The 26,100-nt window shown below is 64.8% G+C and carries 22 protein-coding genes; 6 read left to right on the forward strand and 16 right to left on the reverse strand.

Going from position 1 to position 26,100, the window contains the following annotated elements:
* Positions 1 to 6 precede the first annotated feature (6 nt).
* Both gmd and M3I54_RS00585 read left to right on the forward strand, forming a co-directional pair.
* Positions 7 to 1,050: a GDP-mannose 4,6-dehydratase gene (gene gmd / locus M3I54_RS00580; protein ID WP_254332164.1), complete on the forward strand. Its 1,044-nt coding sequence runs from the start codon at positions 7 to 9 to the stop codon at positions 1,048 to 1,050.
* Positions 1,037 to 1,993, forward strand: a complete 957-nt coding sequence (locus M3I54_RS00585; RefSeq protein WP_254332166.1) for a GDP-mannose 4,6-dehydratase — start codon at positions 1,037 to 1,039, stop codon at positions 1,991 to 1,993. The genes gmd and M3I54_RS00585 overlap by 14 nt, the downstream gene beginning before the upstream one ends.
* 77 nt (positions 1,994 to 2,070) lie before the next feature.
* Here the strand turns inward: M3I54_RS00585 and M3I54_RS00590 are convergent, their stop codons facing one another.
* From M3I54_RS00590 to M3I54_RS00635, 10 genes are all read right to left on the reverse strand, one after another.
* Entirely contained in the window at positions 2,071 to 3,228 is a 1,158-nt protein-coding gene (locus M3I54_RS00590; protein WP_254332168.1) for a glycosyltransferase family 4 protein, read from the reverse strand.
* Positions 3,229 to 3,259: 31 nt separating this feature from the next.
* Positions 3,260 to 4,480 (reverse strand): glycosyltransferase family 4 protein, encoded by a 1,221-nt coding sequence (locus tag M3I54_RS00595; RefSeq protein WP_254332170.1) that lies wholly within the window; start codon positions 4,478 to 4,480, stop codon positions 3,260 to 3,262.
* Entirely contained in the window at positions 4,477 to 5,958 is a 1,482-nt protein-coding gene (locus M3I54_RS00600; RefSeq protein WP_254332172.1) for a glucose-6-phosphate isomerase, read from the reverse strand. The genes M3I54_RS00595 and M3I54_RS00600 overlap by 4 nt, the downstream gene beginning before the upstream one ends.
* Before the next feature lie 2 nt (positions 5,959 to 5,960).
* Positions 5,961 to 7,106 (reverse strand): glycosyltransferase, encoded by a 1,146-nt coding sequence (locus tag M3I54_RS00605; protein ID WP_254332174.1) that lies wholly within the window; start codon positions 7,104 to 7,106, stop codon positions 5,961 to 5,963.
* A gap of 34 nt (positions 7,107 to 7,140) precedes the next feature.
* Complete coding sequence (locus tag M3I54_RS00610; protein ID WP_254332176.1) at positions 7,141 to 8,067, reverse strand: glycosyltransferase family 2 protein; 927 nt, start codon at positions 8,065 to 8,067, stop codon at positions 7,141 to 7,143.
* Positions 8,068 to 8,107: 40 nt separating this feature from the next.
* Positions 8,108 to 10,354: a polysaccharide biosynthesis tyrosine autokinase gene (locus tag M3I54_RS00615; RefSeq protein ID WP_254332320.1), complete on the reverse strand. Its 2,247-nt coding sequence runs from the start codon at positions 10,352 to 10,354 to the stop codon at positions 8,108 to 8,110.
* A 61-nt stretch (positions 10,355 to 10,415) separates the two neighbouring features.
* Positions 10,416 to 11,591 (reverse strand): polysaccharide biosynthesis/export family protein, encoded by a 1,176-nt coding sequence (locus tag M3I54_RS00620; protein ID WP_254332178.1) that lies wholly within the window; start codon positions 11,589 to 11,591, stop codon positions 10,416 to 10,418.
* Positions 11,588 to 12,037: a low molecular weight phosphotyrosine protein phosphatase gene (locus M3I54_RS00625; RefSeq protein WP_254332180.1), complete on the reverse strand. Its 450-nt coding sequence runs from the start codon at positions 12,035 to 12,037 to the stop codon at positions 11,588 to 11,590. Before M3I54_RS00625 ends, M3I54_RS00620 begins: the two co-directional genes overlap by 4 nt.
* A gap of 53 nt (positions 12,038 to 12,090) precedes the next feature.
* Entirely contained in the window at positions 12,091 to 13,506 is a 1,416-nt protein-coding gene (locus M3I54_RS00630; RefSeq protein ID WP_254332182.1) for a UDP-glucose/GDP-mannose dehydrogenase family protein, read from the reverse strand.
* A gap of 77 nt (positions 13,507 to 13,583) precedes the next feature.
* Positions 13,584 to 14,963 carry an undecaprenyl-phosphate glucose phosphotransferase gene (locus M3I54_RS00635; protein ID WP_254332184.1) on the reverse strand — a complete coding sequence of 460 codons (1,380 nt, stop codon included), beginning with the start codon at positions 14,961 to 14,963 and terminating at the stop codon, positions 13,584 to 13,586.
* Positions 14,964 to 15,462: 499 nt separating this feature from the next.
* Here M3I54_RS00635 and M3I54_RS00640 point away from each other — a divergent pair, with 499 nt between their 5' ends.
* Complete coding sequence (locus M3I54_RS00640) at positions 15,463 to 16,983, forward strand: mannose-1-phosphate guanylyltransferase/mannose-6-phosphate isomerase (RefSeq protein WP_254332186.1); 1,521 nt, start codon at positions 15,463 to 15,465, stop codon at positions 16,981 to 16,983.
* 59 nt (positions 16,984 to 17,042) lie between these two features.
* On the opposite strand, the gene M3I54_RS00645 is transcribed toward M3I54_RS00640, so the two are convergent.
* The gene (locus M3I54_RS00645; protein WP_254332188.1) at positions 17,043 to 18,278 is read right to left on the reverse strand and encodes a transposase; all 1,236 of its coding nucleotides are present in this window, start codon (positions 18,276 to 18,278) and stop codon (positions 17,043 to 17,045) included.
* Between the two features lie 652 nt (positions 18,279 to 18,930).
* Here M3I54_RS00645 and M3I54_RS00650 point away from each other — a divergent pair.
* A complete protein-coding gene (locus M3I54_RS00650) occupies positions 18,931 to 19,428 on the forward strand; it encodes a DUF2501 domain-containing protein (protein WP_375542074.1) in 498 nt (165 codons plus the stop codon).
* A 65-nt stretch (positions 19,429 to 19,493) separates the two neighbouring features.
* Positions 19,494 to 20,048 carry a hypothetical protein gene (locus M3I54_RS00655; protein WP_254332190.1) on the forward strand — a complete coding sequence of 185 codons (555 nt, stop codon included), beginning with the start codon at positions 19,494 to 19,496 and terminating at the stop codon, positions 20,046 to 20,048.
* A 4-nt stretch (positions 20,049 to 20,052) separates the two neighbouring features.
* Here the strand turns inward: M3I54_RS00655 and M3I54_RS00660 are convergent, their stop codons facing one another.
* On the reverse strand, positions 20,053 to 20,655 hold the full coding sequence (locus M3I54_RS00660; RefSeq protein WP_254332192.1) for a DUF4337 domain-containing protein: 603 nt from the start codon (positions 20,653 to 20,655) through the stop codon (positions 20,053 to 20,055).
* A 419-nt stretch (positions 20,656 to 21,074) separates the two neighbouring features.
* Between M3I54_RS00660 and M3I54_RS00665 the strand changes: the two genes are divergently transcribed.
* Positions 21,075 to 22,286, forward strand: coding sequence for a helix-turn-helix transcriptional regulator (locus tag M3I54_RS00665; protein ID WP_254332194.1), 1,212 nt, complete (start codon positions 21,075 to 21,077; stop codon positions 22,284 to 22,286).
* Between the two features lie 40 nt (positions 22,287 to 22,326).
* On the opposite strand, the gene M3I54_RS00670 is transcribed toward M3I54_RS00665, so the two are convergent.
* The 4 genes from M3I54_RS00670 to livH are packed head-to-tail and all read right to left on the reverse strand — an operon-like array spanning position 22,327 to position 26,000.
* Positions 22,327 to 23,028, reverse strand: coding sequence for an ABC transporter ATP-binding protein (locus M3I54_RS00670; protein ID WP_254332196.1), 702 nt, complete (start codon positions 23,026 to 23,028; stop codon positions 22,327 to 22,329).
* Positions 23,028 to 23,798 (reverse strand): high-affinity branched-chain amino acid ABC transporter ATP-binding protein LivG, encoded by a 771-nt coding sequence (gene livG, locus M3I54_RS00675; protein WP_133180235.1) that lies wholly within the window; start codon positions 23,796 to 23,798, stop codon positions 23,028 to 23,030. The genes M3I54_RS00670 and livG overlap by 1 nt, the downstream gene beginning before the upstream one ends.
* Entirely contained in the window at positions 23,795 to 25,066 is a 1,272-nt protein-coding gene (locus tag M3I54_RS00680; protein WP_254332198.1) for a high-affinity branched-chain amino acid ABC transporter permease LivM, read from the reverse strand. Before M3I54_RS00680 ends, livG begins: the two co-directional genes overlap by 4 nt.
* A 7-nt stretch (positions 25,067 to 25,073) precedes the next feature.
* A complete protein-coding gene (gene livH / locus M3I54_RS00685) occupies positions 25,074 to 26,000 on the reverse strand; it encodes a high-affinity branched-chain amino acid ABC transporter permease LivH (protein ID WP_254332200.1) in 927 nt (308 codons plus the stop codon).
* Positions 26,001 to 26,100: the final 100 nt, after the last annotated feature.

Below are 26,100 nucleotides of genomic sequence, written 5' to 3' on the forward strand. Positions count from 1 at the left end.
CATCACATGAACGAACGTCGCAAAGCGATCATCACCGGTGTTTCCGGCCAGGACGGCGCCTACCTCACGCGCCTTCTGCTCGACAAGGGCTACAACGTCACCGGCACTTATCGCCGCACCAGCTCCGTCAACTTCTGGCGCATGAACGAGCTGGGGATCCTCGACCATCCGTCGCTCGAACTCGTCGAACACGACCTCACGGACGCGGGCTCGACCCTGCGCCTCGTCGAACGCGCCCGGGCGCAGGAGGTCTACAACCTCGCCGCCCAGAGCTTCGTGGGCGTGTCGTTCGACCAGCCCGCCACGACCGCCGAAGTCACCGGCATCGGTGTGCTGAACATGCTCGAAGCGATTCGCGTCGTGAATCCGAAAACGCGCTTCTATCAGGCATCGACCTCTGAAATGTTCGGCAAGGTCCAGGCGATTCCGCAATGCGAGGAGACGCCGTTCTATCCGCGCAGCCCCTATGGCGTGGCCAAGCTGTTCGCACACTGGTCCACCATCAACTACCGCGAGTCCTACGACATCTTCGCGACGAGCGGCATTCTCTTCAACCACGAGTCGCCGCTGCGCGGACGCGAGTTCGTCACCCGCAAGATCACCGACAGCGTCGCGAAGATCAAGCTCGGCAAGCTGAACATGCTCGAACTCGGCAACCTCGACGCCAAGCGCGATTGGGGCTACGCCTCCGAATACGTCGAAGGCATGTGGCGCATGCTGCAGGCGGACGAACCCGACACCTACGTGCTCGCCACGGGCCGCACCGAAACCGTGCGCGACTTCGTGAAGATGGCCTTCGCCGCCGCCGGCTTCCAGCTCGAATGGTCGGGCAAGGGCGAGCGCGAAACCGGCATCTGCGTCGCCACGGGCCGCACGCTCGTGCGCGTGAGCCCGCGCTACTACCGCCCCGCTGAAGTCGACCTGCTCATTGGCGACGCGACCAAGGCGCAGGAAAAACTCGGCTGGAAACCGCAGACTTCGCTCGAGCAGCTCTGCCAGATGATGGTCACGGCCGACCTTGCGCGCAACGAACGCCATGACACATTCTGATCCCGCTAGCCGTCCGCGCGCGCTCATCACGGGCATTGGCGGCTTTACGGGCCGCTATATGGCCGCCCGCCTCGCGGCGGACGGCTACCGTGTCTGGGGCACCGTGCGCTCCGGCGAGTCGCTGGTCGTTGAAGCCTTCCCGTTCGGCGCCACCGCAATCGAAGCCGACTTGCTCGACCGCGCCGCGATTGCCCATGCGCTAGAGTCCGTGCAGCCCGACGTGGTCGTGCATCTCGCCGCAGTGGCCCACGTGGCCGACAGCGACGTTGCGCGCACCTACGTCGTGAACGTCGTCGGCACCCGCAACCTGCTCGAGGCGCTCGCACACCAGAAGCGCGTGCCGCGCGCCGTGCTGCTCGCCAGCAGCGCGAATGTCTACGGCAACACCACGAACGGCGTGATCGACGAGCATGCCGAGCCCCAGCCCGCCAACGACTACGCGGTCAGCAAGCTCGCGATGGAATACGTCGCGAGGCGCTTTCAGGCGAAGTTGCCGATCATCATCGCGCGCCCGTTCAACTACACGGGCGTGGGCCAATCACAAGACTTCCTGATCCCGAAGATCGTCGACCACTACGCACGCCACGAAAAGCAGATTTCGCTCGGCAACCTCCACGTGGCCCGCGACTTCTCCGATGTGCGCGACGTGGTGAACGCCTATGCGCGGCTCGTCGAAGTCGCGCCGCGCGGCGCCACCGTCAACGTCTGCTCGGGCAGTGGCCAGACCCTTGGCGCGCTGCTCGGCATGCTCGCGCGCATCGCTGGATACGAGATCGAGGTGCACGTCGATCCGCGTTTCGTACGCGCCAACGAAGTGCGTCAGCTGATCGGCTCGAACGCGAAGCTGCGTTCCATCGTCGGTGACAGCTCGCGCAAACACCTCGAAGAAACGTTGCGCTGGATGTACCAAGAAGCCCGCGAACGCGTGCTCGAAACGCAATAGCTAGCCGCTCGCTTCCCTTCTACAAATAAACCGCCGCTCTCCCGAGCGGCGGTTTTCGTTTGGCCGATCTGCTCGCGTCAGTGGGCGGCAATGGCTTCCGCGTAGACACCGGCCACGCGCTTCGCGATCACAGCGTTGTCGAAGTGCTCGCGCGCATAGGCCTTGCACGCCTCTTCGTCCGGGAGCTTGATGCGGCCCGAGAGCGCGCCGTCGATGCCATCGGCGATTGCGTTCGCGCCCGTGCTCGGCAGCACGAGATCCTGTGACAGACCCGCCACCGCCTCCGGCAGACCGCCCACTGGCGTCACCAGAACCGATGTACCTGCGGAAAGCGACTCCACCGTAATCAGGCCGAAGCCCTCCAGCGCAACCGTCGGCACCACGCTCAGCGTAGCGGCGCGATAGAGCGAAGGCAGGTGCGCGTCGGGCACGAAACCGAGCAGCTTCACGTTGTCGGCAAGCCCTGCTTCGTCGACACGCTGCTGAAGTTCGGATTCCAGACGGCCTCGCCCCGCGATCAGCAGGAGCACGTCCGGGTGGCGTTGCTTCACCATCTTGATCGCGTCGATCAGATCTTCCAGGCCCATGCGGCGCACGAGGCGGCGCACGGCCAGGATGATCGGGCGGCCTTGCGGCAATTGCAGCTTCAGACGCGCTTCCGCCGTCGTACAGGCCGGGTCGAAATGCGCCGTGTCCACGCAACCCGGCACGATGCGCACGCGCTCGGGAGAAATACCGTAGCGGCGCGTGAGAATGTCGCCAAACGCCTTCGAAAGCACGATGAGCCGCGAGGCGCGCTCATACACCGACTGCTCCAGCGAGTGCTTGATGCGCTGGCTCAGCGTGGCCGCGCCTTCCACGAAACTTTCGTCGGCCCACGGTCCCTGGAAGTGCGAAACCTGCGGAATGCCGCGCGTGACGTCGAGCCCAGGGAAGGTGTAAAGCGCGAAGTGCGAGGAAATCACGTCAGGACGGTGGCGGCGAATCTCGCTGCGCAGCGCGCGGCGCGCGTCCATGAGGCGAAATGGCAGCGAGCGCGAAGCGGAGCCGAAGCCATGAATCGCGCCGCCGCTGTCCTGGGCCACCTTGGGCGAGCCGGCCACGACGCCGCGCACGCGCACGCCCGCACCGGGCAACGCGCCGACGAGCGAGTAGTACATGCGGTCCAGACCGCCTGCGCGCTCGGGAAACCAGTGCATGCCGATCTGCAGCGATTGAATGGATTGTGTGGTCATCGCGTGTCCTTATTCTGCACGTATGCGGTTATCAGGGGGTTTCTGCGCGCTGGAGCGATTGCCCGCCCGGCAGCGTCGCAGCGGCGAATGCGGGCTCTTCGCGGCGCACGGCCTCGCTCGCGTCGCCGGCCAGTTGCCGGTAGAGCGCGATGTACTGCGCGGCCATGCGCGCCCAACCGAACTGCGTGGCAAGTTCAGCCGCCGCCTCGCCCATCGCGAGGCGGCGCGGCGTGTCGGTGGCGAGCGTTTGCACGGCGTTGGCGAGCGCCGGCACGTCGTCGGGGTCTTCGAGCACGATGCCGCAATCGGGCGTGATGATTTCCGCGCCGCCCGCCGTGCGCGCTGTGACGACAGGCAAGCCCGCCGCCATCGCTTCGAGCAGCGACAGACTCATTGCTTCGTAACGCGAAGGAAATACGTAGGTATCGACGGAGCGCATGAGCGTGGGCATCTCGCGCACGAGGCCGAGAAAATGGACCCGCGACTCGATGCCCAGCTCGCGTGCGAGCTCGGGATACGGGCTGCCAGGCAGGTAGCCCGCCACGGCCAGATGCACGTTTTCGGGCATCTGCTTCATGGCATGCAGCACCGTGCCGAGGTTCTTGCGCGGCGTGCGCAGATCGCCCACGAAGAGCAGCAGGAACGCGTCGGCGGGCAGCGAGAACTTCGCGCGGTCCGCGCTCGCGGCCGAGAAGCCGCGCGTGTCCACGCCGTTGTAGATCACGTCGAGTCGCTCCACAGGGTTGCCGCCCGAGGCGCGAATTTCGTCGGCGACCTTGCGCGAAACTGCCGCGATCACGCGCGAGCGCCGGTACGCCCAACGCTCCAGCACCGCATTGGCGCGCGTGTAGACGAACTGGTAAGCGGACCACACGCCGCGCGTGAGACCGAACGGGTAATACTTGCTGCGCGCCCAGCCGCCGTGCACGAAATGCGCGGTGTTGACGTCGGCGTGCGCCCAGGTGATGAAGCCGTTCACATGGAGCACGTCGTATTCGCGCCGGTTGCGGCGCAGCCACAGCGCGCTCTTCAGCGCGAATACCTGCTGGCGCAGCAGGTTGGTGGGCCACGCACGCGACGGTTGCACGCTCACCCATTTCACCCTGGGGTGGGCAAGCAGCTCGGGCGCGACATGCGAGGCGACCAGCGTCACCTCGAACCCCTCGTCGAGCGCGGCGCGCGCGATTTCATGATTGACGCGGCCCTGGCCGTCATTGTGGCGCACGACATGCGTGACGATTGCGACTCTCAATCGGAGACCTCCGTGGAAAGGGCCTGGCGTTGAAGCTTCGCCCAATGCCCCGCGCTGAGAATGGAAAACACGCTCGAAAAGAGCAGCAGGCCGCCGGTGCCCACGAGCGAGTTGGTGAATACGAGCATGGCGAAGATCGATATCGCGAGGCTCAGGCACGCGCACACGTAGCGGTCCTCGGGAAACCGAAACGACACGCGCACCGCGCGCACGAGCAGCCACAGCACGCCCGACATGTAGAGCAGCGTGCCGGGCCAGCCCAGCACGAACGGAATGTTCATCACGCCGCTGTCGAAGCTGCCGTATTGGCCGAGCTGGCCGTTATTGCTGGAGAGCTTGGTCGATGCGCCGGTGGCGCCGAGGCCCTCGCCCGTCACGTCGGTGAAGGCCTTTTTCGCGAAGTCGGCATAGAACTGGTTACGCGCCTCGTAGCTCTGGTCGTCCTTCAGGTTCACGAGCGTATTCAGACGTTGCTGCATGCGGTCCGCCACGGGACCGAACGTGAGCAGCGGCACGCACACGCCCGCAAGCACGAACGCGCTGATGATGATGCGAATGCGCACCTTGTTGCTCGACTTCATCAGCTGGATCACCATGGCGATCGCCCAGCCGCCCCAGGTGGAGCGCACCAGCGAGAGCGCGAACGAGAAGAACCCGAACGCCGCCGCGACCCAGCGCACGCGATGCTTCGCGGCCATCACGAACACCATCGCGCCCATCATCGCGAACGCGAACGGGCCCGACGAGTTCATCGTGCTGAACACACGCACGCCGAGCGGCACGGGGTCGCCCTGCGAGTTCATGTCCGAGCCGATCATCCACATCGCATCCCACGGCGGCATGATGAAGAACTGCACGAGACCATACGCGCCCATCACGAGCATGCCGTAGATGAAGGTGTTGATGATGGTCTTGCTGCACTCGGGATACTGGCGCGTGAGCACCATGATGTGAAAGCCGATCAGGAACGGATAAATCCAGTTGGCAAGGTCATAGACTGCCGCGGCCGGGCCGCTCCCCACCACGCCCACCACGAACCCATAGCCAATGCCGAGCAGCGCGAGCAGGAGCGGCAGACCGCGCCGCTGCCCGAGAATCGGGTAGTAGCGCAGCAGCGAAATGCCGCTGATCATCGTGACGGCGAGCGGCGCGACCTGAATGAGGCTGGTAGGCGTGAATCCGCCCTTGCCGTAGTCGGCGAGGCGCCGCACTTCCGGGCTCAGGAACCACAGCCACCACATGAAGCCGATATAGCGCACCGGGTTCACGAAGTAGAGCCAAAAACCCACGGCGATCGCGAGCACGGGAAACGCCAGCGTAAGAACGGTGCCCTGGTGCGCGCCGATCAAGAGCGCCGTAAATAGCCACAAGGCAAGCGGCGGCAGCGTATCGCGACCGAGCAGGCTGCGCAGGCCGCCGCGGCGGCGGCCTTGCTGACTCGCCGGCGCGGCTGCCGGGATAGCGGTCGTGACTTCCATGATCACATCCCGCGCGCAGCTACGCCCCGGCCACGGGGTTCGCTCGCGATCGACTCGCCGTTGAGCGCGTCGCGCTCGTGCAGCATCTCGCGCGTGAGCTGCGCGTGCTGCCGCGCGAAGTGCTGCGTCGTGAGATCGCGCGTGCGCAACTGCTCGCAGGCTTCGCGTGCCTGTTCGAGCGCACGCGCCGGGTCGGCCACGAGCGCATTCGCCGCGTCGCGCAACTGCTGGGCGTTGAACGGCTCGACATACGAGGCGGCCTTTTCGTCGAAGTAGTCTTCGAGTGCGCCCACTTTCGTCGCGATCATCGGCTTGCCGAGCGCCGCGGCTTCCAGCATCACCGTGATGCCCGAAGCGTGCGTGTTGGGCCGCAATGGCACGACGATAATGTCCGCCCAGTCATACAGCGCATGCTGTTGCTTGATGCCGGAAACGCGCACGATTTCGACGTTGTCCGCGCGCGCCGATGCCGGCATGCGCCGACGCGTGGCGATACGCACCTGGTAGCGCGCATCGTTGCCGAGCGCGCTGACGAGCGTGGTCCAGTCGCGGTCGCGGTCGTTGCCGATCGCGGCAACGCGCACCGGCGTATGCGGCTTCCACTCCGAAGGCGGACGCAGCGGAAAATCGTTGGTATTCAGCCCGTATAGCACGTGGCGCGCCTCGCGCCCGAAATACTCGCCGCACAGCGCGGCATTCTCGCTCGCGAGTGTGGTGAGCAGATCGGCACGCTTGAGAAGCCGCTTGTAAAACGCCCGGCGCAGCGCGCCATAGCCCGGCCAGCGGTCGAGCAGCCACACGCTTTGTGCAAGCAGCAGCGGGCGCGCGCCACCCTTCTTCGCGTTCATCAGCAGCACCAGCGCCACGGCCAGATGCTCTTGCTCGGTGTGCGTCCAGATGACGTCGGATTGCAGAATGGCGCGGCGATTGCGCCAGGCATGAATGAAGTCGAAACCGAACGCGGCCTTCAGAGCGCGCCGCATGTAGCGCATGGGCGAGCTCTCGCTCGCGTCCTGCGCGTAATTGAGGGCGAATTCCGCAGATTCCGCATGATGGTAGCCGTACAGGCTGCCGATGTTCTCCCCTTTGCGATAGCGGCGCGGATCGGCGCCATAGAAAAGGTGGACGTGGACTTGCGTACTGCTCATTCGGGGTCCTCCGTGTAGTCGTTGGCCGCGCCGCTCAAACGAGCGCGCGGCGCGCCTCTCGTGCGCCGCCGCGCACCGCGCGCCAGCGTGCGAACGCCGCGCCCGCGGAATCGCCGCGTACGGCGCTCAGGCCCGTGTGCACGAGGCCCGGATAGACGCGCGTGCCGACGAGCGCGTACCACCACCAGGCGGTTTCGCGGCGCAGCGGCGTGAGATGGCCGAGCAGGATGAGATGCAGGTTGTAGGCGGCGTTGCGGATCGAAGCGAGCGTCTGCGCGTTGCGCGGGTCTTCGCCCGGGCGCGGCGCGGGGTAGTGGTCGACGGCCACGAGCGGGTCATACACGAGCTTCCAGCCCGCGCGCTTCACGCTCAGGCTGAACGCCATGTCGTTGTGCGTTTGCGCGCCGGTGCCGCGCAGGCGCCGGTCGAACCGCAGGTCGCCGATCGCCGCGCGCCGATAGCTCATGTTCGCGCCCTTGAGCAGATCGACTTCGCGCACGCCGCCCGCGCCCAGATGATGGTTGCCGATGATGCGGCCGGAGCGCTGCAGCTTGCCCACGAGCGTGCGCTCGCCGTCGATCATGCGGCCGCCTTCGTGCACCCAGTCGCGGCCGCCCAGTGCGCCGAGCTTCGGGTCGGACTCGAAGGCCGCCGCAATGCGCGCGACCCAATCGGAGCGCGGCGCGGCGTCGTCGTCGGTAATGGCGATCACGTCGCCCGTCGCGGCCTCGATGCCGCGATTGAGCGCTGCCACCTGCCCCGGCTCCTCGACGATGGCCACTTCGACATTGAGCACGCGGGGCGTGACGTGTTCGGCGAGGCACGCGTGAGTCGCCTCGTCGTCGGCGCGCGCCACCACCACGATTTCGTCGGGCGCTCGCTGCTGGTGCAGGAGCGCTGAAAGACAGCGCGACAGATCCTCAGGACGCCGATACGTCGGCACGAGCACGGTCACTTTCATCGCGTGTTCTCCTTTGCGGTGCTTGATGGGGGCGTAGGCGTCATGCGCTCAGGTACTCGCGCACGTTCGCGTAGCCGTAGCCGTAGTTGCCGCGCGTACGCGCCGGTACGCCATTGAACACACCGCCCTGCACACGCACGCCGGCGTTGCGCAGACGCTTGAGCGCTTCTGCGATTTCGCCTTCGGTGTGCATGCCCGAACGCAGCACGAGGAACGTCGAGCCCGCATGGCCGCCGATGATGGCGGCGTCGGTCACGGCGAGCACCGGCGGCGTGTCGATGAGCAGCACGTCGTAGCGGTTCGAAAGGCCTTCGAGGTACTGGCCAAGACGCGGCGACATCAGCAACTCGGAAGGATTGGGCGGACGACGGCCGCACGAGATGAAATGCAGGTTGTCCACTTCAGTCGCGCGAATTGCCTCGTCCAGCGCAATCTGCCCCGAGAGCAGTTCGGAGAAGCCGTTCTCCTGCGGGCCGCCCAGATAGCGTTCGAGCGCGCCACGACGCATGTCGCCGTCGATCATCAGCACGCGCTTGCCCGAATGCGCGAGCAGCACGGCGAGGTTCGCGGTGAGAAAGCTCTTGCCGACGCCCGGCACCGAACCCGTCAGCATGACTACGCGATTGCGCGCGTCCATCACGCTGAACTGCAACGAGGTGCGCAGGCTACGCAGGCTTTCGACCGTGAGGTCCTTGGGGCGCGCGTTGGCGAGCACTTCGCGCAGGCGCGTGCCGCCGCGCACCGGACCGCGCTTTTCGAGCGCCATCTGCTCGGGAGAAAGCGGCACGAGGCCGTACACGGGCAACTGGAACGAGCGCTCGATCTGGTCCGGATCGACGATGCCCTTGAACATGTTGCGGCGCATGAGCACGAAGCCCGTGCCGAGAATGATGCCGAGCAGTGACGCCGCCGAGACGATCAGCAGCTTCTTGGGCTTCGACGGTTTGCCGGGCCGCAAGGCCGGATCGACGATATGCACGTTGCCGCCCGTGCCCACGCGCTGCACCGAAAGCTCCTGAATGCGGTTGAGCAGCAGCACGTAGATGTCCTCGGCCACCTTCGCGTCACGCTGCAACTGCACGGCCTTCACTTCCGTGGCCGGCAGGTCGCGGAACTTCGTGTCGTACTTCGCGCGCTCGCCCTGCAGTTGCGCGAGCTGCTGGCGCGCGGCGATCAGCACCGGGTGCTGGTCGCCAAAGCGCTGCTGGAGCGAGGCGATCTGCAGTTGCAGCGCCGAGATTTGCTGCTCGTACTGCACGCTGCCGTCGAGATAGATCTTCGCTTCGTCGCTCGCGTTGATCGAACCCGACTTGCTCTGGTAAGCCGTGAGCGCCGCTTCGGCGTTCTCGAGGTCCGACTTCAGGCGCGGCTGTTCGCTGCGCAGGAAGTCGAGCATCTTGCTCGCGTCGGCTTGTTTGGTCGCCACGTGTTCGCGCAGGTACGACTGCGCCACCGCGTTCGCGATCGCAGCTGCGTGCTCGGGGTCGTTGTCTTCGAGCGAGATGTCGATCACGCCCGTTTGCTTGCCCTGCTCCTGCACCTGGATCGCGTTCTGGAAACCGCTGATCGCGTCGAGGTCGTTCAGGCGAACGACGTTGAAGCGGGTGCCCGGACGCGCAACGAGTTTGTTCACGAGCAGCTTCACGCCGCCGCCCTGCTCGACCTGGCCGACGGCGCCTTCGAGCAGGCGCGCGCCGTCCGGCGTCGAAATTACGTAGCGATCGTTGTCGAGCGCGGTGAGCGTGAGCTTCTTGCCTTCGAGCTCAGGCGTGACTTCGATCGAGTCGATGTTGATGACTTCGCCGCCCCACGCATAGTTGCTGAGCCAGTTGCTGAACCCGAACCACGGACGCGAAGGCGTGCCCGGCGTCGCGAGACGCGCGGAAAGGCTGCCGATCAAGGGCAGCGTGACCGGCGTGACGGTGGTGTTCAGCTTGAACTGCTTCACCACCGGCTCGACCACGCTGCGGCTCTTGATCATCTGGATTTCGGCGTCGGTGGGCAGACTGCCCGTCGACGATCCAGAGCTGATGTTCGCGCCCGTTTGCGTTTGCGTGAGGGCCTGCGACGTGTAGTCGGACGGCTCCACGCGAACCTGGGTGTCGGCCGTATAGACCGGCTTGGCGACAAAGCAGTAAAACACGGCCATGGCGATCACCGCCGCAGCGATCGCGATGAGCCAGCCGATGTCGTCGATGATGACGCGCAGCAACTGGCCGAGGACGACGTCCTCTTCCTCTGTGCGGGCCGCCGGGGCCGCCTGGCTATTGGCTTGTATGGTCACGATTCAATCCCGTTGTTTAGGTGTTGCTCCTGCGTCTTCATTCGAAGCTCTCCGATTCGCGCGCTTACTTCGCGATCTGCTTCAGATAGAAGACGGTCTGGATGGTCGGCAGCACCTGCTGCAACACACGGTTGAAGGTCGTCGAAGCGGCCGTGCCCACGTACACCACATCCAGCGGCTTGAGCTGGAATTGCGACGAAAGCATGATCGCGTCGGGCTTGGTCATGTCGAGACGGTAGATCTCGGGCTGCGTTGGGTTGTCCTTCATGCCGCGCATCACGAAAATCTGGCGCGGGTTCGCGTCGGTATCGAGAATGCCGCCCGCCTGGGTGAGCGCGTCGGCGATCGTGAGGTTGCCGCGAATCAGGTTCGTCTGCGTGGGCGTCTTCACTTCGCCCATCACGAATATTCTGCTATCCGAACGATCCGGAATATTGATGACGTCGCCGCTCTGCAGCAGCACGTCCTGGGTCGAATCGCCGCCATCGAGCATGCGGTTCGCGTCGAGGACGTACAGCTTGCCGTTGCGCGTGAGGCGCACGCGGTTGATGTCGGCGCTGTCGGTCGTGCCGCCCGAACGCGTGATGGCGTCCACCAGCGTAAGGGGCACGTCGCTCATGGAAAGCGGTCCCGGCGTCTTCACGTCGCCCGTGATCTGCACCTTCTGGCTGCGGTACGCGAGCACGCGCACGTCCACCTGCGGGTTCTTCACGTAGGGGCCGAGGCCGGCCGCGAGCTGGTCGCGGATCTGGGCGGGCGTCTTGCCCGCGGCCATGATGCGGCCCACGAACGGGAAGAAGATCGTGCCGTCCCTGGCGACGGTCTGTCCGTACGGGTCGGACTGTCCGGGCAGCGCGTTGGTATAGGGCTGCGTGAGCGCCTGGCCCACCGTCTGCGTGGTGTTGCCGCCCGCCGAGAACGTCGAGCCCTGCGGCGTCGAAAGTTCGGGGTGATCGAACACAGTCACGCCGAGAATGTCCTGCGGCGCGATGTGATAGATGTAGTCGGCGGCATTCGCGAACTTCGAGGGCGGCAGCGGCGCCTTCGGCTCGGCAGCGGCCGCCTGCGCCTGCTGCAGCACGACTTGCTGCGTGATGAGCTGCACGTTGAATTGCTGCTGCGGCTGGTTGTTCGGCTGTTCTTTCAGGCTCGACGTGTCGAGATAGTTGCCGGGCGCCGTTGCGCACGCGGAAACGAAGACGCTCAACGCGACCACCGCCGTCAGTTTCAGTTTTGTCATTGGCATATTCGGCTCAACCATCCCTTTACCATACGATCCATCAATTCAAGACTCTGGCGATACGCGGACTCGTGGAGCCCATGCGGATCGCTGACATCAGAGTTTTCCCAGTTACCGAGCGCGTACACCTTGCCGCGCGCGGTGGGTTCAATGCGCTCGACAGCGGCGACCTGGCGACGCTCGGTCACGAGCACGAGGTCCGCCGAGCGCACGAGGCGGCTCGTGAGGCGGCGCGACTGGTGCCCGCCGACCTTCACGCCGCGCTCGGCAAGCAGCCACTGCATCACGGGGTCCATGTCGTCGCCATCGCGCGCACGCAGGCCCGCCGATTGAAACGATTCCGCCCGTGAGCCTTTCTGTTCGCTCAGACGCTCGCGAAAGAGCTGCTCCGCCGCCGGAGAGCGGCAGACGTTGGCGTGGCAAACGATGAGCACGTTCTTGATCATGGTCGCGTGACTCCCTTCCTTTACATGACGCTATGCACGAAGCCCGGCAACGCTCAGGCCAGCGCCTGCGCCGCGGCGGTTTCGGCGCGCGCGCGGCTTGCCTGCGTCGCGCTGGCACGGCCCACGGCGTGGTACTCGATGCCGAGTTCCTGCAGCGCGGACGGCTCGTAGAGATTGCGTCCGTCGAATACGATCGGCATTTTCAGCTGCGACTTGAGCGTTTCGAAATCGGGCGCCTTGAATACCTTCCATTCGGTTGCGATCACAACGGCATCCGCCTCGCTTGCGGCTTCCATCGCGTCGCTCACGAACGACAGCCGCGCCTGATGTTGCGGCGCGTGCGCGAGATCGAGCGCGAGTACGCGCTTCGCCTCGGCGGTCGCGACCGGGTCGTAAGCCTTGACGGTGGCGCCGCGCGCGAGCAGTTCGGCGATGAGCGTGCGGCTCGGCGCCTCACGCATATCGTCGGTGTTCGGCTTGAACGCGAGCCCCCAGACCCCGAACGTGCGGCCCGTGAGGTCGGAGCCGAAGCGCGTGACGATCTTTTGTGCGAGCACCTGCTTCTGCGCTTCATTGACGGACTCCACGGCGCGCAGGATCTGCAGCGGCTCGCCGAAATCCTCGGCAGTGCGCATGAGCGCCTTCACGTCTTTCGGGAAGCACGAGCCGCCATAGCCGCAGCCCGCATAGAGAAAGTCGTAGCCAATGCGCGGGTCCGAGCCCACGCCGCGGCGCACGGCCTCGATATCGGCGCCCACGCGGTCGGCGAGATTCGCGAGTTCGTTCATGAACGAAATGCGCGTGGCGAGCATGGCGTTGGCCGCGTACTTGGTGAATTCGGCCGAATGCACGTCCATGTAGAGCGTGCGCTCGTGATTGCGATTGAACGGCGCATAGAGCCGCTTCATGACCTCTTTCGCGCGCTCGCCGGGCACGTCGTCGTTGCAGCCGAGCACGATGCGGTCGGGCCGCGCGAAGTCATCGACTGCCGCGCCTTCCTTGAGGAACTCGGGGTTCGAGACCACCGAGTACATGTGGCTCTCGCCACGCTTGCGCAATTCGGAGGCGATCGCGTCGTGCACGAGCGCGGCCGTGCCGACCGGCACCGTGGACTTGTCCACCACCACCTTGAAACCGGTCATGTGGCGGCCGATGTTGCGCGCGGCCCCCAGCACATACTGCAGGTCGGCGGAGCCATCTTCGTCGGGCGGCGTCCCCACGGCGATGAACTGGACGTCGCCGTGCGCGACCGCCGCTTCCACGTCGGTCGAGAACTTCAGCCGGCGCGCGCGCACGTTACGCTCGATGATTTCCTTCAGGCCCGGCTCGTGAATCGGCACGATGCCTTGATTGAGCAGGTCGATCTTGCGTTCGTCGACGTCGAGGCAAAACACGTCGTTGCCAATGTCGGCGAGACAGGCGCCCGTCACGAGACCCACATAACCGCTGCCAATGATCGTCAGATTCATGCCCACCTCAAAAGTGATTGGTTCTTCGTGTCATGCGAAACGTTACGCGCACGAACAGCGCGCGCACTCGCTTCGCCTCAATATGCGTTCTGGCCTGCGAAGCCCTTCCACATGGTCATCGCTACGATGCGCAGGTCGAGCGCGAAGCTCCAGTGCTGCATGTAGTGCAGATCGAAGCGCACGCGGTCGCGCATCTTTTCCACGCGATCGGTTTCGCCGCGAAAGCCATTGACCTGTGCCCAGCCCGTAATGCCCGGCTTGATGCGATAGCGCGCCATGTAGCCGCGCACGAGGTCCTTGTAGATGTCGTCGTGCGCAAGCGCGTGCGGGCGCGGACCCACCACCGACATCTCGCCCTTGAGCACGTTGATGAATTGCGGCAGCTCGTCGAGGCTCGTGCGGCGCAGAAACGCGCCCACGCGCGTCACGCGCGGATCGTTGCGGCGCGCCTGCGTGATCTGCCCCGCGACTTCCGCATGGACCTTCATCGAGCGGAACTTGTAGATTTCGAACTCGTTGCCATCCAGCCCCTTGCGGCGCTGCTTGAAAAACACCGGGCCCTTCGACGTGAGCTTTACAGCGATTGAAATGACCGCCAGCAGCGGCGCCAGCGCGACCAGCACGCCACCCGCGAACACAATGTCGAACACGCGCTTGGGCAGCACGCGCAGGTCCGTGACCGGCGAGGCCGCGAGATTGATGGCCGGCACGCCGAGCAGATCGACCACGGGCTGGCTGAAGAACGAGAGGCTGCGCACATCCGGAATGAAGCGGATGTTCACGAAGTCGTTGCGCAAGGCCGTGACGATGCGATGGATCGTGCGCTCCTTGGTGATCGGCAAGGCGAGCCACAGCTCGCGCACTTCGTTCTTGCGCACGAACTCGAGCATGGCCTGGAGGCTGCGCTCCACGGGCACGCCGTCGATTGCGGCGGCGCCATCCGCGTCGCTGTCCTCGTCGAACACGAGCGCCGGGTGAAAGCCCGCTTCCGGGTGAAAGCGCATGTGCTCGATCAGGAAGCGCCCATAGCGCGGGCCGCCCACCACCGCCACGGCCTTCTGGTTGTAGCCTTCGCGGCGAATGCCACGCAGCACCATGTGCACGAGCGCCTTCGACACGATCAGCAGCGCCACCGAAGCCACGACCCAGTACGCGAGCCACAGCCGCGAGAGCGAATCGGCGCGGTGCAGGCTGAAGCTCAGCAGGATGCCCGTGCCCTCCACGGCGAGCCATGCGGCGCACACGCGCGCAAAGAGCGCGTAGAGTGACTTGCCGCGCCACGACTTGTAGATCCCAAACGCCGGGAACATCCAGATCGCGAGCACGCAGTTGAACGCGAGCGCCACGCTCTCCGCGTCGGTGAGCGGCACAACCTGGCCACGGTGCAAGGCGGCCGCGAGCAGCGCTCCAGCGGCAATGGCGGCAACGTCGAAAATTCTGGCTAGAACGCTGAGCATGTCCGGCACCTCGGGTTTAAAAAATGAATCGCGGCCACGCACTGCAAATCATGGCCGGTCGCTTCAAAAGTTTCTGGGACTGCGTCGCCACAGGAAAACGCATGGCGCCGTGAATTCTGATCCGAATAAACCCTAATAAGGCGCGATAAAAATTCCGCCTGCAAGCCTCAAAAGTATCTCCAATTGTTTCGTCCCTTTCGGGTCAATTTTTCGCGAATTTTGTCGGTAAAGATTTCCTGAACGCGCTCCTGCATAGGCTCTCATCCCCGGAAAACCCGGAAGATTTTTCCTGCCTGGACCCCTGATTTTGGGTTCTGACAAGAAAATATGGCGACCGGCAATGGAATTTTTATTGAATTTTTTATCGAAATTACGGTGTGACGGAAGGGTGAATTAAATTTAATTCGAATATTTTCCGTTTTCTTCTTTACGACTCTATTTATGACGATTTTAAGCATGCTACAAATCGCATCACAGATACCTTTTACAGGAGAGCGAGATGACAGATACGGGTTCCGCTACGGCATCTGCGAAAGCGTCACAGACGCGTGCCGAAACGCGCAGTGCATTGCAGGTTTGCCCTGTGGTGCTTGCGGGCGGCGCGGGCTCGCGGCTGTGGCCACTGTCGCGCGAGCAATATCCGAAGCAGATGATCAACCTCGTTGGCGAGGAGTCGCTCCTTACCAACACCGCGGGCCGCCTCGATGCGCTCGCCGAGCGCGTGACGCTCGCAGATGAGCTGCTGATCGTCTGCAATGAAGAACATCGATTCACCACCGCCGAGCAGGTTCGCGCGGCGGGCAAGCATGCGCGTCTGATTCTCGAGCCCGCCGGCCGCGACACGGCACCCGCGCTCACGATCGCCGCGATGTCGGTGGTGGCAAAGCAAGAAGACGGCATTCTCGTGGTGATGCCGGCGGACCATGCGCTCGCCGACCTCGAAGCGTTCCAGAACGCAGTGGCCGAAGGCGTGCGTCATGCGGCGAACGGCCAGATCGTGACGATGGGCATCGTGCCCACGCATCCCGAAGTGGGCTATGGCTACATCCACGTGGGCGAGCCGCTCGCGAACGCCGAACCCAACGGTGCGCGGCGTCTGAACGGTTTCGTCGAAAAGCCCTATTTCGAGCTGGCGCAGCAGTACGTCGCTTCGCAGCGCTACTGGTGGAACAGCGGCATTTTCATCGTGCGCGCATCGACCTGGCTCAAGGCGATTCGCCATTTCCATCCGGCCATCTACGCTGCATGCGCGGAATCGATCGAGCACGGCAAGGCAGACGGCGACTTCTTCCGCGTGGATAGCGAAGCGTTCGCACGTTCGCCTTCGAACTCGATCGACTATGCCGTGATGGAACCGCTCGCCGGCGACCCGACGGTCGCAAGCGGCGTGGTCGTGCCGCTCACGGCCGGCTGGACCGACCTGGGTTCGTGGGACACCGTCTGGCAAGTTTCGCCAAAGGACGACGAAGGCAACGTTGCGCACGGCCGCGTGATGTTCGAAGGCGCCAGCGACACCTTCGCGCATTCGGACGGCCGGCTCGTGGCCTGCCTCGGCACGAAGGACCTCGTGGTCGTGGAGACCCCGGACGCCCTGCTCGTCGCCGACCGCTCGCGCGCCCAGGACGTCAAGAAGATCGTGCAACGCCTGAAGCAGGAACGCCGCACCGAAGCCGTGGCGCACCGCCTCGTGCATCGTCCGTGGGGTCATTACGACAGCGTGGACAGCGGCGAGCGCTTCCAGGTCAAGCGGATCGTGGTCGAACCGGGCGCACGCCTCTCGCTGCAGATGCATCACCATCGCGCCGAGCATTGGGTCGTCGTACGCGGCACAGCGCTCGTCACGCGTGGGGAAGAACGCTTCATCGTTTCGGAAAACGAGTCAGCGTACATCCCGCTTGGCGTGTCGCATCGACTGGAAAATCCGGGCAAGATGCCGCTCGAGATCATCGAGGTGCAGTCGGGCTCGTATCTCGGTGAAGACGATATCGTGCGTCTCGACGATCAGTACGGCAGGCAGTGAAGAACGCAGTAGAGGCAATGCAGGAAGGCTGTGCGCACCGCGCGCGCGGCCTTGCAAGATCAGCGCGAAAACGTGCGGTAGCGCGTTCCGGTGGTGCCAGCGGTGCGCCGTTCGGCGGTGCCGGACGACGCCGTATTGGCTTCGCGAGCTTCGCTGCCCGAAAGCAGTGCGCCCGCGGCGGTGTAACGCTGTACCGGCGGTTGCAGCGGCGCGAGCCGCACGCTGCCCGGCACGGCCGGAGGCAATGCGCGCGCGGCGGCGGCATTGGACGGGTCGCCGCGCGTCACGCCTGGCGCCTGGAGGGGCGCGTGCGGTGCGGTGCCCGGCAACGTCGTTTGCGAACCGCTCTGGGCAGCGCCCTTCGACGCGGCATGCCTGGCGAGATGCGAACCCGGCCACGAGACGCCGGACGCGGCCTCGCCCGAGCCTTCGCGATCGAGCCATTCACGTGCCCAGTCGAAGGCGAAATTCCTCGCGGATTCGCGATCCTGGAACGGCGGCCCGATCAGGCCTGAGCGCTCGATGCGCTTGCCATCCTTGAGAATTTCCACGGCCCCGCGAAACATGCGGTTGCGCACGGGCTGCACGGTGAGGCTCATCGTATAGCCGCGCCATTCCGCGACCTGCACCACGCCGGCCGCCGGGTGCGCGCTGCGAAGCGACGCGTCGCGCGGCATCGCGCGAGTCGCAACAGGTTTGCTCACGCGGGAAGGTGAGAACGGTGCAAACGGCGCATCGTTTTGCGAACGCTTCGCACTCGCAACTGTTGTTGCACTCGTTGCAGCAGACACGACAGGCGCGTCGATCGAATCGGGCAATGCCGGTCCGCCGCCAGCGAGCTGACGCATCATGCTTTCCATGGGATCGGCAAGCGGCGCGTCGGCGAGCGCGGCGGGCGCCTGCCATGCTTCGGGGCTCTTCCAGAATACGGCCGGCTGGCCGTCGTCCTCGGCGACTTCCTCGACTGCGACTGCAACGGGTTGCGCATCGGCCTGCGCCGGCTGGGGCACATAAACGAATTTGCGGCCGCGCTGCGAGAGCAGTTCGACCAGTTCGATCAGCGTGCCGCTACCGTGCCATTCCTCGAAACGACGACGGCAGGTGGGCCCGGACGGATAACGCGCGGGCAGGCGCGACCACGACTCACCGGTGGTGAGAATCCACAGGACGGCATTGGCCACGACGCGTGGCTCGGCGCGAGGGCGGCCGCGCCGGTTGAGTCTAATAGGAGGTTCATCTGACACGAGCGAGGACACCTGCACCCACTCGTCGTCGCTCAGTTCTTCGAAATTCATGCTGTTCTCCACGCAGCCGGACCGGGGCTGCAGTGACGGAGCATTGGCTTGCGGATCTTGTTGCCCGCGTTGCTAGCTCGGTTGCACCATATGCTTGTATGACGTGTTCATTTGCGTCGAGATGCGCACTCTGGCAGTGCGTTCTTTCACTGTATTGACGCAATACACGTGGTCTCACTCGTGCAAGGGAGAATTTGTGCAGGAAGCATACCACCTGAAACCAGCCAATGAGGAGGGCCGTAATAAGTGTTACGGTTAGAAACAATCTCCACCTTGAATCGTCGGGAACATTGCCGAAAAAGGCCTGAAACGCAGTGTTTTACGGCGTGGATACACTTGTAACAGGTTCATTCGTTGCGTTGTCGGCGCACGATCCGCGCCCTACGCGATTCCAAACGCGTGCATACCACTTGAGACACATCGACTTCGGCGGACCCCGGATTTGCTCCTGCAGCTTTATCGTTGTGCCCGCAACAAATGACATGCCGATGAAATCATCAGATGCATCACGAAACGGTCACGGCGAGACTCGGCGATCGCACTTCCGGTTGCACCGCCGCTAACCGAACGCTCGTGCGGCATCACGTAGCGAAGCCGCGCAAACGAATCCGTCTATAGTAAGGGCGCACTGAACCACCACGGAGATTCGTGTATGCAAACCTCTGTTCCGGGCGTCGCCACGCCGCGCGTCGCCACGCCGCGTATCGCCACGGCCTTGATGGCCACCCTGACTGTGGCGCTGCTCGCCCCCTGGGGCGCCGCACAGGCGCAGCTCGGCAACCTGCTCAACCAGGGCGGCAGCAACAGCGGTTCGGCGCAGGGGGCGCTCGGCAATCTGGGCGGCCTCGGCAACTCGCTTTCGGCGCCCTCGCTCACCTCGAACAGTCTCGGCAATGTCACCGGCGTGCTGCAGTACTGCATCAAGAACAATTACCTGAACGCGGACGCCGCGAGCAACGTGAAGGACTCGCTGCTCAGCAAGCTGCCCGGCGGCGCGAACACGTCGGATAGCGGCTATACGCAGGGCACGAGCGGCATCCTCACGGCCGGCAACGGACAGAAGCTCGACCTCACCGGCGGCGGCCTCAAGGAGGAGGCCACGAAGCAGGTCTGCGACAAGATCCTGAGCCAGGCGAAGTCGATGCTATAGCCGCCCCGATCCGCCATGCGGATGTGCGCGGGCGCACGGCCCGCGCAATTTATGCGCCGTAAGCTTTGAACACGAACGAAGTCTGGGTGTCGAATGGAGTCACCGGTCTTCTCTCGGCATCGCTGCTCGTAGCCATGACCAAGCGCCACACTCCCGTGATATTCGCGTTGCCGGCCACTACGCTGCGGAGCGCGCTTAGCGGCCTTGCCGCTTTTGCCGCCCTGCTGGTCCCGGTGGCCGCGCATGCGCAATCCACCATGCGCGACCAGCAGTTCGACTGCAAGTCCGATCCCCACACGTTCATTTCGTCGCTCATTGACGAAAAATCCATCGAGCCCGAGCCGAGCCGGGTCGAAGCGAATTCGGTCAACGCGTTCAGCCCCTTGCCCGGAACCCGCCTGAGCGCTTTCGGCTTCCCCATATACGTGGTGCTCGGCTACGACCGCGACGACACGCTCTTCAAGCGCGGCGCGGGCAAGGAGATCACCTCGCCGCTTTATGGCGTGGTCGTGTCCGCGCCCGCGGAGAAGGTGCGCTCGCGCGTGCGCGAAGCCAACAGCGACGCCACCGTGCAATCGGTCGTGCCGCTGCTGCTCACGGCGATCGTGTGCGGCGGGTGAGCACTCAGCCGCCGAAGAACGCCAAAGCGCCCAGCCCCACCCCCACGATGGCGACGCCCACCGAGGTATTGAGCAGCCAGCGCCGCCGCGTGAGCAGCGTAATCGCAGTCAGCGCGATCGAGATCTGGATGAGCGTCGTGGCCTGAGCCCAGCGATGATGGCCGTGCAAAACCTGCTCGCTTTGCGCATCGTCCTGCTCGACGATTTTTTCGAGCGCCTCCGCCTTGGCGCGGATCGGCTCCTTCTGCTGGCGATAGCGGTCGGCGTCGGCGGCAAAGCGCTTCTGTGCGGCGTCCGAATTCGGCGCGAGCGCGGAAAGTTGCGCGCCCAGTTCCGCCAGATTCTGCTTCTCGCCCTTCGCCTGGTAGTAAGCCCATTGATTCGCGGCTTCGGTCTTGCGAATCGCCGCTTCGTTCTTGTAATAGAGCGCCAGGTTTTCGCTGTTGCCGCTCTGGTAGGCAAAGATCGCTCCAATGGAAGCGAGGATCGCCGTCATCACCGCCATGCGGCCCGGGAACGCATCGCCCTCGCCGTGGCCGCCATGGCCCGCCGCGGCGTGTTCGACCGCGTGGTCGTGCGGCCCGTGCACTTCGTACTCTTCAGACATCCAAAGACTCTCCGCTTTATCTGACTTTCACCGACTCGTCGCCCTGCCGCCCTTCGTTTGCGCTGTAGTCGCGACAAACGGGCGCGGCGCGCGGCGCCTTTTCCCCGTGCGGCGCGCCTGTGTGGGACGCTCAATTATCGTGAGCGCGGCGCGCTTGTCCAGTACCCGAAATGCATTGGATGTAACGAAACCCGAAATCTCTCCAGACGAAAGCGAATCGTAGGTTTTATCGTCTATTCATTCAGAATAGGTACCCCGGGATGTTGCAGTGCATCCCCTCCCGCCCGCCGTTTGCAAACGTGGATTTGCGCCCTGAGTGCCCCCCTGCGTCGTTGCAGTGCCACATGGCCCTATATGCAACCTCGCACGGCATGCCCTGAGGCCTTCTGCCGTTAATAAATTCCAGCCTGGAAACCATCATGGGGCCCACAACGGCCGCGCACGCCGCCGCCATCGATACTGTTGCACACAGCGCGCGCGTGGGTCTTGGCGAGCCGGATGAAACGGGCGGCCTGATCGACGCGATCTACGATGCCGGCTTCGACGCGCAGCGCTGGCCGGATGTGTGCGCGCGCATTGCGCAACGCATCGGCGCGCAACACGTCAATCTCACCATGCTGCCGCCCGAAAGCACGTTCTCGCTCGCCGAGTGGGACGGCATCGACGCTTCGTTTGCCCATTCGTATGCGCAGCACTACGGCGGCTTCGATCCGCTCGTGCCGCAGGTGCGCCGCTGGGCCGCCGGCACGCTCGTCACCGACACGATGATCCACCCGCAGGGGAGTCTGGAACACAGCGCCTTCGTGCAGGAGTGGGTGCGCCCGCAGCGCTTCTACACAGTGGCCTTCGCGAACGTGCTGCGCGAAGGCGATATGGCCGCCGTGCTCGGCGCGCTGCGTCACGAAACGCGCTTCTATAGCGAAGACGAACTGGACGCGCTGCGCACGCTGCTACCGCATCTGCGCAATGCCTTGCGCGTACAGCGGCACACGGCCCGCACCCTCGCCTCGCACGACCAAAGCGCAGATGCCCCCGCGGACGCACTCGACGCGCTCGCGCATGGCGTGCTGATCGTCGACGCCGATGCGCACATCGTGTTCGCGAATCGCGCTGCCACGGCGCAGCTCGCACGCGCAAACGGGCTGCGCACCGAACACGCCGCGCTCAGCGCCGCCACGGCTGCCGCCACGCAGCAGTTGCGCTCGCTGATCGCGCGCGCGGCCGGGCGCGACGTGCGCGGCCGCACCGGCGGCGCGATGCTGATCGCCCGCCAGCCGCCCGACGAGCCGCTCCAGGCGCTCATTTCGCCGCTAGGCGCGCACCGGAACGCCGACTATTTCGCCTACGGCGCGCGCGCCGGCACGGCCATGCTCATCGTGATCGATCCGCAGTCGTCGCGCCGCGGCGTGGAAACGCGACTCATCGCGCTGTTCGGCCTCACGCCGGCGGAAGCGCGCGTGGCCTGCGAGGTCGGCAAGGGCCTCAACCCGAAAGACGTGGCCGAAGCGCTGCAGGTGCTGCCCTCGACCGTACGCACGCATCTGCATCACGTGTTCGCAAAAACCACCACGCGCCGCCAGGCCGAGCTGATGCGTTTGATCGCGCAGCTTGCGATTGCCCGCGGCGATTGATCCAACATTCGTTGCCGCAGCGCGGTCTTGTCTGCGACGATCAACCGCCCAGATAGGCGCGCTTGATGTTGTCGTTGGCGAGCAGATTGTCGGCGCTATCGGCGAGCACCACGCGTCCGGTTTCCAGCACATAGCCGCGATCGGCCACTTGCAGCGCCTTGTTCGCGTTCTGCTCGACGAGGAACACCGTCACGCCCTCCTCGCGAATCGTCCGGATGATGTCGAAGATCTGCGCGATCACGAGCGGCGCGAGGCCGAGCGTGGGTTCATCGAGCAGCAGCAAACGCGGCTTGCTCATCAGCGCACGGCCGATGGCGAGCATCTGCTGCTCGCCGCCCGACATCGTGCCCGCGCGCTGCTTCGCACGCTGGTTCAGGCGCGGAAACAGCTTGAACACGTGCTCGATGCCTGAATCGATCTCGTGCTGCGAGGCGAAGAAGCCGCCCATCTGCAGGTTTTCGAACACCGTAAGGCTCGGGAACACGCGGCGGCCTTCCGGCGAAATCGCCATGCCCAGGCGCATGATTTCATGCGTGGGCATGCGCGTGATGTCCTCGCCTTCGAACGTCACTTTCCCCGCAGAAGCGCGCGGCGTGCCGCACACGGTCATCATGAGCGTGGTCTTGCCGGCGCCGTTGCTGCCGATCAGCGTGACGATCTCGCCCTTGTTCACTTCGATCGACACGCCCGCCAGCGCTTCCACCGCGCCGTAGTGGGTATGGACCTTTTCCAGCTTCAGCATCAGTCCTCTCCGAGATAGGCCTTGATCACGCGCGGGTCGTTGCGCACTTCGTCGGGCTTGCCGATCATGATCGGCTTGCCGTGCTCCATCACCAGGATGCGGTCCGACACGCCCATCACGAGGCTCATGTCGTGTTCGATCAGGAGTACGGAGATTCCGAACTCGTTGCGCAGGCCGTCCACCATCTGCTGCAGCTCGACCTTCTCCTGCGGGTTCAAGCCTGCCGCGGGCTCGTCGAGCATCAACAGACGCGGATCGGTGATCATGCAGCGCGCGATTTCGAGCCGGCGCTGATGGCCGTACGAAAGCGTGCCCGCCTCGCGGTTCGCGACCTGCTTCAGGCCCACGCGCTCGAGCCAGTACGCGGCGCGTTCGAGCGCGGCGCGTTCGGCGCGGCGATACGCGGGCGTTGCGAACAGGCCGCTCAGCATGTTGCGGTTCACCTTCAGGTGCTGCGCGACCATGAGGTTTTCCAGCACCGTCAACTGCTTGAAGAGGCGAATGTTCTGGAACGTGCGCACGAGGCCGCGGCGCGCGACCTGGTGGCTCGGCTGGCCCGTGATGGCATGGCCTTCGAGCACGATGTCGCCCGCGGTGGGCTTGTAGAAGCCGCCCACACAGTTGAACACCGTGGTCTTGCCCGCGCCGTTCGGCCCGATGATCGCGAACACTTCGTTCGGACGCACGTCGAAGTCGATGCCGTCCACGGCCAGCAGACCGCCGAAGCGCATCTGCAGGCCTGCTACTTTCAACAACGCTTGTGCGCTCATTGCGGCAACTCCACATGCGGACGACTCGCGGGCAACAGGCCCTGCGGACGCCACATCATCATCAGCACCATTACCAGACCGAAGATCAGCATGCGGTACTCGGCAAAGCCGCGTGCCACTTCGGGCAGCGCCGTGAGCAGGATCGCGGCGAGCACCACGCCCAGCTGCGAACCCATACCGCCCAGCACCACCACGGCGAGAATGAGCGCCGACTCGATGAAGGTGAACGACTCGGGCGTGACGAGCCCCTGGCGCGCCGCAAAGAACGCTCCGGCGAGACCCGCGAACGACGCGCCCAGCGTGAACGCCGAGAGCTTGATGCGCGTGGGGTTCAGACCCAGCGAGCGGCACGCGATCTCGTCTTCGCGCAGCGCTTCCCAGGCGCGGCCCATCGGCATGCGCAACAGGCGGCTCGTGACGAACAGCGTGAACGCCACCAGCACGAGCGCAAGCAGGTACAGGAAGATCACCATGTGCTCGCCGCTGTACTCGATGCCGATCAGTTCGTTGAACGTCTTTGCGCCTTCCACGCTCGCGTGGCGGGCCATTTCGAAGCCGAACACGGTGGGCTTGGGAATGCTGGAAATGCCGTCCGGGCCGCCCGTGATGCTCGTGAGGTTGTTGAGCAGGAGGCGGATGATCTCGCCGAAGCCGAGCGTGACGATGGCGAGATAGTCGCCGCGCAGGCGCAGCACCGGGAAGCCGAGCACGAAGCCGAACGTGGCCGCGGCGAGCGCCGCGAGCGGCAGGCATTCCCAGAACGTGAAGCCGAAGTACTGGTTGAGCAGCGCATATGTATAGCCGCCCACTGCGTAGAAGCCCACGTAGCCGAGGTCGAGCAGACCCGCGAAGCCCACCACGATATTGAGGCCGAGGCCGAGAATCACGTAGATGAGTGCGAGCGTCGCCACGTCGATCGAGCCGCGCGAACCGAGGAACGGGAACACCGCGCCGAACGCGAGCAGCACCCAGATCGCCACGCGCTGCTGACGCGCGCCGAGCGCGGGGGTCCTGGGCAAGCGTACGCGACTCGTTGCGCGCACAAACATCGGCTTGACGAGCTGGAACACGAACACCACAGCGGCCGCGATCCACACCGGGCGCCAGTGCTGCTGCAGCACGACCTGATAGCCATCCAGCGTGAGCTGCAGGCCGAGAATGGGCGCCGTGAGGATGATGGTCGCGACGGCGGCCGCAAGCGCGCCCTTTACCGTTTGCGACGAGGACGGGCCAACTGCTGCCACGCGAACCGAAACAGTCTGACTCATTTCGACCTCACACCTTTTCGACGTCCGGCTTGCCAAGCAGGCCGGTGGGACGGAAGAGCAGCACGAGCACGAGCAGGCCAAAGGCCACGACGTCCTTGTACTCCGCAGGCATGTATCCCGAGGCGAAGGTTTCGGCGAGGCCGAGCAGCACGCCGCCGAGCATCGCGCCCGGAATACTGCCGATGCCGCCCAGCACCGCGGCCGTAAACGCCTTGATGCCCGCAATGAAGCCGATATACGGATTGAGCTTGCCGATCGTGAGACCGATCAGCACGCCGCCCACCGCCGCGAGCATGGCGCCGAGCACGAAGGTGAACGAGATCACGCGGTTCGTGTCGATGCCGAGCAGGTTCGCCATCTTCATGTCTTCCGCGCAGGCGCGGCACGCGCGGCCCATGCGCGAGCGCGAGATGAAGAGCGTGAGCGCGATCATCAGCACGAGCGTCACGCCGACGATCAGCATGCGCGAGTACGGAATCGTCACTTCGAAGTCGCCGCCCATGTTGAAGTCGAGCGCGCCGGAAATGAGCATCGGCACGGACACGTCGCGTGCGCCCTGCCCGATCTGCACGTAGTTCTGCAGGAAGATGGACATGCCGATGGCGGAGATGAGCGGCACGAGGCGCGGCCCGCCGCGCAGCGGCCGGTACGCCACGCGCTCGACCGCAAAACCGTAGAGCCCGGTGACCACCACCGAGACGATGAGCGCCGCGCCCAGCACGAGCGGCAGCGGATAACCCGCCGAGGTGCCGATGGCCGTGAGCGTGACGAGGCCCACATAGGCGCCGATCATGTAGATCTCGCCGTGAGCGAAGTTGATCATGCCGATGATGCCGTAGACCATCGTGTAGCCGATGGCGATCAGCGCATAGATCGCACCCAGCGTGAGCCCGTTGACGAGCTGCTGGGTAAACTGAGGAAGAAAATCATTCATGCGTAAGCCCCGCGGCCGTGAAGCCGATGAGAGACCTTTGGAACCGTACCAACCCTTTTTCTGGTTGCGCGCACAACCGCTATAAAAACGCCCCGCCGCA

Source organism: Paraburkholderia sp. CNPSo 3274, from assembly GCF_024206475.1.
GTDB lineage: Bacteria > Pseudomonadota > Gammaproteobacteria > Burkholderiales > Burkholderiaceae > Paraburkholderia.